Source organism: Desmonostoc vinosum (assembly GCF_059505385.1).
Genome location: NZ_JCACKM010000039.1, coordinates 39,316 through 51,967, shown reverse-complemented (window position 1 = coordinate 51,967; position 12,652 = coordinate 39,316). Strand labels below are relative to the sequence as shown.

13 protein-coding genes, 1 tRNA gene and 1 pseudogene are annotated in these 12,652 nt (G+C 41.7%); 6 read left to right on the top strand and 9 right to left on the bottom strand.

What is annotated here, in order from left to right; translation table 11 throughout:
* The first annotated feature begins 346 nt into the window (after positions 1-346).
* The gene (locus AC5JMF_RS06545) at positions 347-937 is read left to right on the top strand and encodes a methylmalonic aciduria and homocystinuria type D protein (protein WP_495794892.1); all 591 of its coding nucleotides are present in this window, start codon (positions 347-349) and stop codon (positions 935-937) included.
* A 50-nt stretch (positions 938-987) separates the two neighbouring features.
* Here the strand turns inward: AC5JMF_RS06545 and AC5JMF_RS06540 are convergent.
* Both AC5JMF_RS06540 and AC5JMF_RS06535 read right to left on the bottom strand, forming a co-directional pair.
* A pseudogene (locus AC5JMF_RS06540) lies at positions 988-1,473 on the bottom strand (zinc ribbon domain-containing protein); the annotation flags it as partial.
* 108 nt (positions 1,474-1,581) lie between these two features.
* Positions 1,582-3,156 (bottom strand): B12-binding domain-containing radical SAM protein, encoded by a 1,575-nt coding sequence (locus tag AC5JMF_RS06535; RefSeq protein ID WP_495794891.1) that lies wholly within the window; start codon positions 3,154-3,156, stop codon positions 1,582-1,584.
* Between the two features lie 387 nt (positions 3,157-3,543).
* Here AC5JMF_RS06535 and trpS point away from each other — a divergent pair, with 387 nt between their 5' ends.
* The gene (gene trpS / locus AC5JMF_RS06530; RefSeq protein WP_495794890.1) at positions 3,544-4,551 is read left to right on the top strand and encodes a tryptophan--tRNA ligase; all 1,008 of its coding nucleotides are present in this window, start codon (positions 3,544-3,546) and stop codon (positions 4,549-4,551) included.
* A gap of 151 nt (positions 4,552-4,702) precedes the next feature.
* Positions 4,703-5,632: a methylenetetrahydrofolate reductase gene (locus AC5JMF_RS06525; protein ID WP_495794889.1), complete on the top strand. Its 930-nt coding sequence runs from the start codon at positions 4,703-4,705 to the stop codon at positions 5,630-5,632.
* A gap of 57 nt (positions 5,633-5,689) precedes the next feature.
* On the opposite strand, the gene AC5JMF_RS06520 is transcribed toward AC5JMF_RS06525, so the two are convergent.
* Together AC5JMF_RS06520 and AC5JMF_RS06515 are read right to left on the bottom strand one after the other, a co-directional pair.
* Entirely contained in the window at positions 5,690-5,986 is a 297-nt protein-coding gene (locus tag AC5JMF_RS06520; protein WP_495794888.1) for a hypothetical protein, read from the bottom strand.
* A 142-nt stretch (positions 5,987-6,128) separates the two neighbouring features.
* A tRNA-Cys gene (locus AC5JMF_RS06515) sits at positions 6,129-6,200 on the bottom strand.
* A gap of 419 nt (positions 6,201-6,619) precedes the next feature.
* On the opposite strand from AC5JMF_RS06515, the gene cpdA reads away from it, so the two are divergent.
* Entirely contained in the window at positions 6,620-7,417 is a 798-nt protein-coding gene (gene cpdA / locus AC5JMF_RS06510) for a 3',5'-cyclic-AMP phosphodiesterase (protein ID WP_495794887.1), read from the top strand.
* A 488-nt stretch (positions 7,418-7,905) separates the two neighbouring features.
* On the opposite strand, the gene rpmA is transcribed toward cpdA, so the two are convergent.
* Both rpmA and rplU read right to left on the bottom strand, forming a co-directional pair.
* Positions 7,906-8,202, bottom strand: a complete 297-nt coding sequence (gene rpmA / locus AC5JMF_RS06505) for a 50S ribosomal protein L27 (protein ID WP_495794886.1) — start codon at positions 8,200-8,202, stop codon at positions 7,906-7,908.
* 27 nt (positions 8,203-8,229) lie between these two features.
* The gene (gene rplU, locus AC5JMF_RS06500) at positions 8,230-8,637 is read right to left on the bottom strand and encodes a 50S ribosomal protein L21 (protein ID WP_495794885.1); all 408 of its coding nucleotides are present in this window, start codon (positions 8,635-8,637) and stop codon (positions 8,230-8,232) included.
* Positions 8,638-8,963: 326 nt separating this feature from the next.
* Here rplU and AC5JMF_RS06495 point away from each other — a divergent pair, with 326 nt between their 5' ends.
* The gene (locus AC5JMF_RS06495; protein ID WP_495794884.1) at positions 8,964-10,052 is read left to right on the top strand and encodes a nucleotidyltransferase domain-containing protein; all 1,089 of its coding nucleotides are present in this window, start codon (positions 8,964-8,966) and stop codon (positions 10,050-10,052) included.
* Positions 10,053-10,116: 64 nt separating this feature from the next.
* Here the strand turns inward: AC5JMF_RS06495 and AC5JMF_RS06490 are convergent, their stop codons facing one another.
* The 3 genes from AC5JMF_RS06490 to bchI are packed head-to-tail and all read right to left on the bottom strand — an operon-like array spanning position 10,117 to position 11,672.
* A complete protein-coding gene (locus AC5JMF_RS06490; protein WP_495794883.1) occupies positions 10,117-10,413 on the bottom strand; it encodes a hypothetical protein in 297 nt (98 codons plus the stop codon).
* Positions 10,388-10,558, bottom strand: coding sequence for a hypothetical protein (locus AC5JMF_RS06485; RefSeq protein WP_495794882.1), 171 nt, complete (start codon positions 10,556-10,558; stop codon positions 10,388-10,390). The genes AC5JMF_RS06490 and AC5JMF_RS06485 overlap by 26 nt, the downstream gene beginning before the upstream one ends.
* On the bottom strand, positions 10,548-11,672 hold the full coding sequence (gene bchI, locus AC5JMF_RS06480) for a magnesium chelatase ATPase subunit I (RefSeq protein WP_495794881.1): 1,125 nt from the start codon (positions 11,670-11,672) through the stop codon (positions 10,548-10,550). Before bchI ends, AC5JMF_RS06485 begins: the two co-directional genes overlap by 11 nt.
* Before the next feature lie 182 nt (positions 11,673-11,854).
* On the opposite strand from bchI, the gene AC5JMF_RS06475 reads away from it, so the two are divergent.
* Entirely contained in the window at positions 11,855-12,634 is a 780-nt protein-coding gene (locus AC5JMF_RS06475) for an MlaE family lipid ABC transporter permease subunit (protein WP_495794880.1), read from the top strand.
* Positions 12,635-12,652: the final 18 nt, after the last annotated feature.

Below are 12,652 nucleotides of genomic sequence, written 5' to 3'. Positions count from 1 at the left end.
GCGTAGCGGGGCGTAGCGGGGCGTAGCGGGGCGTAGCGGGGCGTAGCGGGGCGTAGCCCGATAAATCATCCCGCAATTATGCAACGCCCCCTGTGGGCTGAGCGAAGTCGTACCCCTACGCTTTAAGCAAGCTACGCGCATCGTCTCCGACAGGAAAAGCCCAATTCCCCCCATTTACACAGGTTAATAAAGGATAAAAATTGGATTAAAAGTTTACGAGTTATTAATAATATCTTAAATAAAATATTAGATGTTACGTTATTTTAATGATTTTTTGGAAGTTATAAGAGTTATTATTTATTACGAAGGATGAAATTAAACAACTTGCAAAAACCGAACAAATGTAGTGAACTACTCCAGAGTTTACACTTCGGGACAAGGCTGTCTCATTAACTTAGTTGGTAAAACGGGACAAGCGGCTCAAATTTCAATTCATGCCCCCAGCCAATATATCTGTACCAACCGCGAACGGATATTACCAGATTGGAAACAGCAACCATTTTTTTGGGTGGTGATTGTTTTACAGCAATCACGATATCAGTTAGTGGAAAGTACTTTAGAAATAGAGACAGAAAAAGAGCGCTTACGAGAGATTTTTATGCGATTTGGGTGCGATTTGGCGTTTAGTCTACGCGATCGCGGTTATTTAACAGACCTAATTGATCCTCGTACTGGCTATCCTTTACTTTCCCACCCTGGAGTAATTCCTCACGATGATACAGCTGTTGTTAAAGCTTTACTCAATTATCCAGTAATTAAAAATAAATGCTGTGTATTGGTGCATCCCAAATGGGGTACAGCAGTTTACCCCAGTGTTATCATCTCAACAGCTCCGTCAATCATGATTGAAAGCTCTGCTAAAGATATAGCGTTAGCATATGGATGGCAACAAATGAGCCAACAATCGGAATTTAATCAGCGAATAGCACTAGGTTAGCTTAAACAGCCATGTTGCTTCACACCTACTTGATAGGGAGTGTCGAGACGGCAGTCGCTACAAGTCGGGAAACCCGCCCAAATGTCAAGAGTTTTCTTGTGCTGATGTCCGCATTTAGGACAAGTTTGACTAGGCTTTACTTTTTTGGTTGGGACTTCTACAAACACACCACCAATCTGATCTATTTTGTATTTGATGGTGTTGCGAAGCATACCAAAACCAACATCAAGTATTGACTTATTTAGTCCAGCCTTCTGTTTCTTACAAACTTTGGCGAAGAGAAGTTGCCGGGGAGATGTTCTTTCCGGCAAACTTCGGGGACGGAAACCGACACCGCCAAGTTTGCGCTTTCTGCGCTTACCAATCTTCGCTTTAGCGGTCATGTTCTTGACTTCTAGTTTTTCAGTTGCAACGAAGCTATTACTGCTTACAATATCTGCTGCAATTTGATGTAGCCAATTTTGTCTTTGGTTAGCAACTCGTGCGATTAGCTTACTAACCTTTGCTTGGGCTTTTGGCAACTCCTCGGACATCCTCCGCTCTGTTAAACCGTAGGTTTGATTTGATTGAGGATGCCCTCGTCATTGCCCGCTATCCTTACCTACCATTAGAGTACTTTGAAGGTGGGGACTGCCGCGTTTTGTTCAACTCACAGACGATAATTGATAACTTGCTTGCTCTTTGTGTTGTGTCTGCTGTTGCTGTAAAACTACCAATTGTTTTTCTAATAACGCCTTCACCTCATGACGGAAAGTGAAAAAGTGTTCGCCAAAACTCAAAGCCACAAAGTAATCATAAAATAAATGGGGCTTTTGGAGAGCGATCGCCACCAATTGCCACCAAAAACGCCAACGAGTCGAACGCACTACACCCTGTCGCCAACAAATTGCCGGAAATAAGCGCACCTCATGCCAAGTCAGCTGCCGCTTGATTGCAGGACGCCGACCTGCCATCAAGGTAAAATGGCGATAAGTCCGCTTGAGATAAGATAGCGGTTCATACAAATTCCAAAAACAATTAATAAATTCCGTGACAATTTCTTCTAAAGGCCGAGTTGGCTGAAAGTTCATCAGCGTACCTTGATAGCCTGTTGCTAAACCATCTAATAATCGACCCTCTTGTTGCAGACGAGTCCACATCGATGTATTATGGAACGCCTGAAGCAAACTTAAATGGGCTTGCGGAATACCTGTATCTTCGATAAACTGTTGAATGCGATCGCCTGCACCAGTCCGTTCATTATCAAAGCCTAAAATAAAGCCAGCCATAATTTGTAACCCGGCGCGTGTAATCTTATGGCACGACTCCACAAGCGACAAGCGGGTATTTTGTTCTTTGTGAACTCCCATTAAACTATCTACATCAGGTGTTTCAATACCCATAAACACCATAGAAAAGCCAGCTTTCACCATCAGCTCTATCAATTCATCATCTTCTGCTAGATTTAGTGAAGCTTCCGTGAGTAGAGGGAAAGGATAGTTGCGTTCTTCCATCCAAGGAATCAATTCCCTTAGCAAAAGTTTAGCGTTGCGTTTGTTGCCAATAAAGTTATCATCAACGATAAACACATAGCGATACCAGCCCATTTGATAGAGTGCTTCTAATTCAGCTAGCATCTGTTCTGGTGTTTTCGTGCGCGGCTTGCGACCAAACAAAGTGATGATATCGCAAAATTCACACTGGAATGGACAGCCTCGTGAAAATTGCACAGTTACAGCCATGTAGGCGTCTAAGTTTAATAAATCGAAGCGGGGTATGGGAGTTTGAGTCACATCAGGTTTTTCTGTAGCGCGAAAAATACCGCGTTCTTCCCCCCGCGCCAAAGCCTCTAAAAACATGGGAATAGTGCATTCACCCTCATCTAAAATGAGATAATTGGCTCCTGCCTCCAAAGCGAACTCTGGTACTGAAGTGGCGAAAGGCCCACCCACAGCCACCTTTTTACCTAACGTCACCCCCTTTTGAATTAATTCACGGAAATCCTCTTTTTGGATAATCATTGCAGAGATGATTGCCAAATCACACCAATTCCAATCTTCATCTGTCTCTAGGCAGATATTACGATCAATTAATTTGATTTCCCAATCACTTGGCAGCATAGCTGCGACTGTAATTAAACCTAACGGCGGATTAGTGGAGCGTAAACCTGCCAAATCGAGTGTTTCCTGGTAAGACCAGAAAGAATTAGGCATTATCGGCCAGAGTAGTAAAGCTTTCATCAGCACACACCCCGGAGTACAAAAAATTATTAATTTTAACGTTACTGCTAATTTATCTAATCAAAACTTAAAATTTTGTCGCGTTTTGTAAACTATGAGGTATATGTATTCTTGTTGAGAAGAGATGCACTTCGACTTCGCTCAGTGATCGGGGGATGAGGGAGATGAGGGGGATGAGGGAGATGAGGGAGAAGTAACCAACACCAATTCCCAATTCCCAATTCCCCATTCCCCAATCCCCAATCCCCAATCCCCAATCCCCAGTCCCCAGTCCCCAGTCCCCAGTCCCCAATACCCATTCCCAATTCCCAAGAAAATGTCAAAATTAAATGAGTTTTTGACCGCTACTTTACATAGCGCAGATTTGAGATCACTGAGTTAAAATTTATGGGCAAACAGCGCGTTCTTTCTGGAGTTCAACCAACAGGCAATTACCATCTGGGCAATTATTTAGGAGCTATTCGTAACTGGGTAGAGGGTCAAAGCGAGTATGACAATTACCTCTTTGTGGCTGATTTGCACGCGATCACACTACCACATGATCCAAAACAATTAGCAAATAATACCTATACCCTCGTTGGTCTTTATCTAGCTTGTGGTCTTGATTTGAATCACTCCACTATTTTTGTGCAATCTCACGTTTCGGCGCATAGTGAACTAACTTGGTTGTTCAACTGCATTACACCCTTAAACTGGTTAGAAGATATGATCCAGTTTAAAGAGAAAGCTGTTAAGCAGGGAGAAAATGTAAATGTAGGTTTATTAGACTACCCCGTGCTGATGGCGGCTGATATCTTACTGTATCAAGCCGATAAAGTACCTGTGGGTGAAGACCAAAAGCAACACTTGGAATTGACACGGGATATTGCCGCCAGGTTAAATCATCAATTTGGCAAACCAGATCAGCCTGTGTTGAAGTTACCAGACCCCTTAATTCGCAAGGAAGGCGCGAGGGTAATGAGTTTGGCTGATGGCACACGCAAAATGTCGAAGTCTGATCCGTCGGAACTCAGCCGGATCAATTTACTAGATTCACCAGACCAAATTCAGTATAAAATAAAACGTTGTAAAACCGATCCCATTCGTGGTTTAACTTTCGATGATCCAGAACGTCCAGAATGTAACAACTTGTTAGCACTGTACATGCTGCTTTCTGGCAAACCAAAACAAGCAGTTGCCGCAGAGTGCCAAGACATGGGCTGGGGACAATTTAAGCCGTTATTGACAGAAACAACAATTCATGCACTAAAACCAATCCAAGAAAAATATCAAGAAGTCATGGAGGACAAAGGATATCTAGAGTCTGTGTTGCGTGATGGCAGAGAAAAAGCACAAGCGATCGCCAACCAAACCCTTACACAAGTCAAAGCCGCTTTAGGCTTCTCTATACTCTAAATTAGGGAGTAGGGGCAGGTTATACATAGATTTCCTCTTGTTCTCTGCCTCTAATCAAGGCAAAAGGCACTAATTTCCTCACACTGATAACTGATAAATCTTGAGGTGCCTTATGCTAAAGCTATACTCAGAGTGAAAAAGACTCAATGTTATGCTTGATACGCAAAGCCAGACTTGTTTGACTTCATTCCGAACATGTGCTAGAGAAGGAAAATTCTTGATTACCGCTGAAGTGGCACCGCCTAAAGGTGGTAATCCAGCACACATGCTTGCAATGGCGGCGACTCTTAAGGGAAGGGTTCATGCCGTCAATATTACTGATGGTAGCCGCGCAGTATTACGGATGTCTTCGCTAGTAGCGTCGATTATTTTATTACAACATGGTATCGAACCGATTTGTCAAGTTGCTTGTCGCGATCGCAACCGCATTGGTTTACAAGCCGACCTCATGGGCGCTCATGCCTTGGGTGTGCGTAATATCTTAGCCCTGACTGGCGACCCAGTAAAAGCAGGCGATCATCCTGATGCTAAAGGTGTATTTGACTTAGAAGCTGTGCGATTGCTGCAACTAATTAGAAAAATGAATCAAGGCGTTGATTGCAACGATAAACCCTTGACAGACGGGGCGACAGATTTATTTGTTGGCGCAGCAGTAGATCCGCAATGCGCCAGTTGGTCGGGTTTGCAGAGTCGATTTGAACGCAAAATCGAAGCCGGAGCGCAATTTTTTCAAAGTCAATTAATCACTGATTTTGAGCGCCTAGAAAAATTTATGGACACAATTGCTGCTGGTTATAAAAAACCAATTTTGGCAGGAATTTTTCTGTTGAAATCGGCAAAAAATGCCCAGTTTATTAATAGGTGCGTTCCGGGTGTCAATATTCCCCAGCACATTATTGATAGATTAGCGAAAACTAAAGACCCGCTGGAAGAAGGCATGAAAATTGCCGCCGAACAAGTACAGATTGCCAAACAATTATGTCAAGGCGTCCATATGATGGCGGTAAAACGAGAAGATTTGATTGCCCCAATTTTAGATTTAGCTGGAGTTGCGCCAGTGAATCAGATGGTAACAATCTAGACCAAAAGGGCGATCGCATTTTTGATTAAAGCAGCTGGCACAAATCAGCTGCTTTGTTTATTGAGAATTTCTGATTAATTGCAGCAATATTGCTTCAAGGCTTTGCAAAGCTGCATTAGTTGTTCGCTGATGTTCTTCAAAGTTGCGCTGATGTTGTTCATGGCTATCGCGTAACTCTAGCAGTACATCATTTAGAATCGCATCTCTAGCAAATATGCTGTTGGCGGTTGATGCAAGGTCATCAAGTTGCTGCTGGGTATTTGCTTGTCTGGCACTTAAATCATCAAGCCTCACAGTAACGCGCTCTAGCAATGCTTCTATTGTGTCTAGTCTGTTTGGTTGGTGGGAAGTCATAAGTGAGGAACAGGGACTGGGAATTCGTAACTATTTATATGGTAAATAATGGGGTATTTTTGCATAAAATGGCACAAGTTGACACATGTCACCATTGCCCCAAAAATACCCCAGCTAGGGCTTTTTGCTTGCATTCCTTTAAAGGCGGCACCCGGATTTGAACCGGGGGATGATGGTTTTGCAGACCAGTGCCTTACCACTTGGCTATGCCGCCACACCCACAATTATCTATTATATCAGTATTTTTCATAAATTCGCATCCTCGTAGATGAGAAATTTTCTTGCGTTTCCTGAAGCTAAAACGCTTTCAAATTGCACATGAGCTTGGAATTACAACTGATTACCCTTCTGAATCAGAATGTCGTAAAATACTGCAAATCATAATTTATATCTTAAGATAGATGAAAAAATAACTTTATCTAAAAAAATGATTTTAGTGTAATTCTTAGCTTTATAATTGCGTAAAAACTAGGTTAACATTAGTCATTCAAAGCCTCAAACAAACGCAAATTGTCTAATCAATACCGTAAACATCAATTTACGAACAAGCTAATTTTGCTACTTGAGGTGCAATAGGCTACTTTACTGAGAGACAAATGAGAGATTAAGACGCATACACCCCGATTAGCAAAGATGAATCAAGTGTCACCCGTATCAATTGCTCAGGTAACAGATATACATCTGTTTGCTTCAGAAAATGACAAACTACTGGGAATGCCTACCGCAGAATCTTTTCAAGCAGTGATAGAACACTTAAAAACTCTGCAAACTGAAATTGATTTACTACTGCTGACGGGAGATTTATCTGGCGATAGTACGCCTGCATCCTATGAAAATTTACAAAACCTGCTGAGTTCACTCAAAATATCTACTTACTGGCTACCAGGAAATCATGACTGTGCGATCGCCATGGATAAAATTTTAAATCTAGGCATGGTTTCCCGACGTAAATCTTTTCAGCGTGGCAGTTGGAATTTTATTTTACTCAACTCTTCTGTACCTGGATATGTGCATGGTCATCTTTCAGAACCAACTCTAGATTGGCTAGATTGGGAATTAAAAATGATGGGTGAGAATCCCACTCTCGTGGCGCTACATCATCCGCCTTTTCTAGTCAATTCTGAGTGGTTGGATGCTAGCAGTCTCAAAAATTCTGAGGAACTGTTTGCTGTTCTAGATCGCCACCCACAAGTCAAGATAGTTTTATTTGGTCACATTCATCAAGAATGGGAGCATCAACGTCATCATGTACACTACTTTGGTAGTCCCTCAACTTCTATTCAGTTCTTGTCAGAGAGTCAATCTTTTGCCATTGACCGACAACCTCCCGGTTTTCGGATGCTAGAACTCTATCCCGATGGCACTTGGAAAACTTGGGTTGAGCGAGTTCGTTATTTTCATTCTCTAGAGTTAGCAGCGACAGGATATTAATACCAATTCGTAATTCGTAATGACGCGACGCTCCTGTGTCGCTCTAAGCGAAGCTATGCCGTAGGCTTTACGCTGACCCTATCGATGACTCGCTACCGCTACGCTAACGTAATTCGTAATACTTCGACTTCGCTCAGTACAAGTTCGTAATGACGCTCGAGGACTCGCTAACGCTGCGCTAACGTAATTAAGAAACTCTTATTTAGTAGGAGTTTCGGAGTTTGAATGTGTAGCCGAATTTTGGAGAATTGGTATTATATCATGTCCGGCTAATCACTTATCATAAAAATTTCTCCGCGTCCCCGCGTCTCCCTATCTCCGTGTCAGCCAAATCATAAGTCTTTAAACGGACATGGTATTACTCAGTGACTGGAAGCAGGGGGGAGAAATTTCGGTGTTTTTTAGAGCAAAATGGGGTGCGCTAGCTTTTGGCTAACACACCCCGTAAAAATATTTCACCTCAAGAGCATTTGCAGCTAAAGATAGACTCAGCTAGCTACTGCCTCAACTGGTGTTGCTTCAACTGCGGTAGCAGCTGCGTAAACGCTAACTTTTTTACGGGTTTTGCCTTTTCTTTCAAATGTGACAACGCCGTCAATTAAGGCAAACAAAGTATCATCGCTGCCAATACCGACATTATTACCTGGGTGAAATTTAGTGCCGCGCTGACGCACGAGAATGTTTCCTGCACGTACAGTTTGACCACCGTAACGTTTGACACCCAAACGTTGAGCATTAGAATCGCGACCGTTACGTGTACTACCTGTTCCTTTCTTATGAGCCATAATTTCCTCTTATATGTTTATTTCTCTTTATTCTTCGGTGGCGGGTTCAGTTTCTTGGGCAGCGAGATCATCAGCGACAGGTGTTGCACTTGTCTCAGTTTCAGCTGCTAAGACTGCACCATTGAGGATAATCGAATCAATCATCAATCTGGTAACTTCCTGACGATGCCCCCGCTTTTTACGGGTTTTCTTTTTCGGCTTCATCTTATATACCAGGACTTTTCGATCTCTAAAGTGTCGTAATACAGTCCCTTCTACAGTCGCACCTGCCACAAGGGGCTGCCCAATAGAGAGTTCGCCATCGTGATGCACAAGTAATACTGCTTCTATTGTAACTTTTTCGTCTGGTTCGGCAGTTAACAGTTCAATGTCGTAGAATCGGCCTGGCTCTACTCTTAATTGTTTGCCACCAGTTTCAATAATCGCGTAGGTCATGGAATTGTCCTTAAGTTTGCCGTACAGGTAGCTGGCTTTGATTCTGTCAGCTTTTGCAATATGTCTACCTGATCCGAGCGAGAATTAGACAGACAATCTCAAATCGTATCCTATTAAAAAGCGCTAAGTCAACCTATAATACTAAATTCCTAATTTCAGACAAAGAAGCGGAATGTTACTTGCTGGTTGTGTAGTTAACCAAGACACAGAACAGCAATAATCTGAGTAATGGTATTCGTTACTCAGATTTTCCCTGCTTTAATTATCTTGTCGTTTCCAATCCCTTTAACTTGTGAGTTAGGATGGCAATATTTTAAGCAGGTGTTATGAAAAGAATAGAAGTTGAACAAAGAGCGATTTTGATTGGGTTGGCAGGTAGCCACGGCTATGGTTTAAATCGTCCCGAATCTGACTTTGATTATCGGGGAGTGTTTATTGCACCTAAAAGGTATTACTTAGGATTTGACCATATAGAACAAAAAGATGCTGGTTGGGATGAACCAGGAAAATTTTCATTTTTAGATGGTAATAAAGACACAGTTATATATGAGTTAAAGAAAATTCTCCAGTTATTGGCGGGGGCAAATCCTAATATTTTAGAATTACTGTGGTTGAATAATTATCCTGTCTTAACTTCTGTGGGACAGCACTTGATTAGCCACAAAAAGATATTTCTAACTAAAAAAGTTAAGCATACTTATTCTGGTTATGCTTTTGCTCAAATTAAAAAGATGGAAACTCATCGTAAGTGGTTGTTAAATCCTCCGCAAAAGAAACCATTGCCTTTTGATTTTGCGATAGAAGACGAAACACCACTGACCAAAGATGAGCTTAACGCTTTTCTAGAATATCTTTATAACTTAATTAGAGGACGGATTGAGTTTTTAGAAGAAGCCGAACAATTGTACAAATTACTGACGGCAGATATTGACTTTAAAGGAGTGTTAAAACAATATACTTTATCTGATGAGACTTTAGATTATACTCAAAAGTTAACAAATAGTCGTAAAGACTTTATTCGCTTGCTGCAAAAAAGCCAAAATTATCAAATAGCTTTAAGAGAATGGCAGGCTTATTTAGCTTGGCAAAAAAATAGAAATCCAGCAAGAGCGGAGATGGAAAGAAAGTCAGGTTATGACCTCAAGCATGGAATGCATTGTATTCGATTATTACGCAGTGGTTTGGAAATATTGCGGCAAGGAGCAGTAATTGTTGATAGGAGAATAGCTGGAGACGTTGAAGATTTAAAAGCTATTTTAAAGGGTGAGTATTCATATGAACAATTGATGAAAATGGCAGAGGATTTAGTTGCAGAAATGGAAATTGTTTATGGGCAATCTACCTTACCTGCTAGACCAGATTTGGAACAAATTAATGAATTGTGTATGGAATTAGTAGAAATGCAAGGATGGTAATTAGGGAATGGGCGATTAGTAAACTGTATTCTTGCTGCCAATTTTTTACTTATATCGAGTTTAGTTAAAGAGTGTACATTAAGTCTGCGAAGCCGTATAGACTGATCAAAAGTAAAAGTAATGCTGTGAATTGGGTGATGCGTGTTTGGGGTGATGGGGCGATCGCTTCTCGTACTAAGATAGAGATAGATGCCCCAACTACTAAGCTCAAGCCCAGGATTAAATATGGTCTGTCTGGTAAAAAACTCGCTATTGCTAGCATAGCGATCGCTAGCACAAGCATCAATAATTCTATAAACCGGGGCGGGTTGTATTGGCTAGATAAAATACAAGTGTTAAACCAAAATTGCCAAAATCTCATAATTGGTAATGAGTTGAATTTTTTTGTTAGTTGTCATTTGTCCTCTCTTACAAAGTTCTGTTCGCCGGAAGCCGACGCTCAGACTTTGCGCTTCGTCATTTGTGAATAACCAATGACCAATGACAAACTTTAAATTAACGAACACTGGTTTTAACTTGACCTATGCCGTTTTTTTGGGCATTACCTTCTTCTGGTAGTTCTATACCGAAGACGCGACTAAAAGCTTTTGCAACTTTATAGCCAGAGTCAATCGATTCTAGAGGGTCTTTTCGCAGTCTGTGACGTAGGCATAGAGTCATGACACGACGGATATCATCAACTGTAACTTCGGTGCGTCCTTCAAATGCTGTTAATGCTTTAGCGGCACGGTTGGTAACGATGTCACCACGCAAGCCGTCTACGTCTAGTTCTGAACAAACTTCAGAAATTTTAACCCGTAGGTCATAATCAATTTTAACTGCTGGTAAAAGCTGCTGAGCATTAACGATTTGCTGTTGCAATGCTTCTTGCTGCGATTTGTGCTTTTCGAGGAATTCTAGGGGATTTTGGTCAAATTCGGCGCGCTGCTCTACGATTTCCACCCTTAAAGTAGGTTCTTTAACTGTGTGAATTTCGGCGTGCATTCCAAAGCGGTCGAGTAATTGGGGGCGAAGTTCGCCTTCTTCTGGGTTGCCAGAACCGACAAGTACGAAACGCGCCGGGTGACGGATAGAAATACCTTCCCGTTCTACGGTGTTCCAGCCGCTAGCGGCAGAGTCGAGTAGCACGTCTACGAGGTGATCATCTAGAAGGTTGACTTCATCTACGTAGAGGATACCTCGGTTAGCTTTGGCAAGTAGTCCTGGTTCAAAGGCTTTGACACCCTCAGACAAAGCTTTCTCAATGTCGATAGTGCCACAAACTCGGTCTTCTGTAGCTCCTAAAGGCAAGTCTACCATTTGGACTTTTTTGTAGACTACAGGAATTTCTGCTCCTTGTTCTAATTGTTTGCGGACTTCATCACTCATCAAATCTGAGTCTGTGGAGTCGCTGTTGAAAGGATCGTTGGCAACCACAGAAATTTCTGGTAGGAGATCTGCTAAAGCCCGGATAGTTGTAGTTTTGCCGGTGCCGCGATCGCCCATAATCATTACACCACCTATTTTGGGATCAATCACGTTTAACAGTAATGCCAGTTTCATCTCTTCCTGACCTACAATTGCTGTGAAAGGAAACACTACACGGCGCGTACTGGCTGGAGATTGAGCAGTTGGACTCACTATATTACCTTAACTATATTTTTCTTATTACAGTTTTTTATTGTGACACAGCAGGGGGACTGGAGGGTTTTTGCAGCTATTACTCATCTATAAACTGTTGAGAAACTTTCTGAGCAAGCAGTAAGTAAAGCTATTTAGTGTTGTACCCTGACATTAATATAAAGAAGTCAGTCTTAAGGGTAATGAAATTGCAAACCCCCAAAAATTTCGAGCAATCCTGGACTGTACGCTGTTTTGCCGCAGTGTTGCTTTTCGGTCAAGTTTGGCTGCATTTACTTCAAGGGAAAACGTACTACCGTAAAATTTTACAACATATGGTAACTGCTGGGCCAGCTTCTATTTCTCCAGTGCTGCTGGTGAGTGGTTTTGCAGGTATGATTTTTACTATTCAAACAGCTAGAGAATTAATACGATTTAATGCTGTGAATACTGTAGGAGGTGCTTTTGCCCTAGCTTTTTGTAGAGAATTAGCTCCAATTTTGACCGCCAGTATTTTAGCAGGTCAAGTTGGTTCGGCTTTTGCAGCCGAATTAGGTGCAATGCGCGTCACAGAGCAAATAGATGCTCTTTATATGCTTAAAACTGATCCAATTGATTATTTAGTACTTCCTAGAGTAATTGCTTGCTGTTTAATGTTGCCCTTCATGACTGTTTTTGCTTTAGTTACGGGCATTAGTGGTGGAGTTTTTGCCGCAGCCCAGTTTTATCAAATTGAGCCAGAAACATTTTTAGAGTCTGTCAGAGATTTTTTAGAGCCGGCAGATATGTATATTATTTTGCTCAAAGGATTTCTTTTTGGGCTACTAGTTGCTGTCATTGGTTGTAGTTGGGGATTAACTACTAAAGGAGGAGCAAAAGAAGTAGGAGAATCAGCAACAAAAGCAGTTGTGACCACTTGGGTATCAATTTTTATGATGGATTTTTTTCTATCTTTACTGCTGTTTCAAAAACCAACATTTTGAATCAGTTTTCAAAATTTA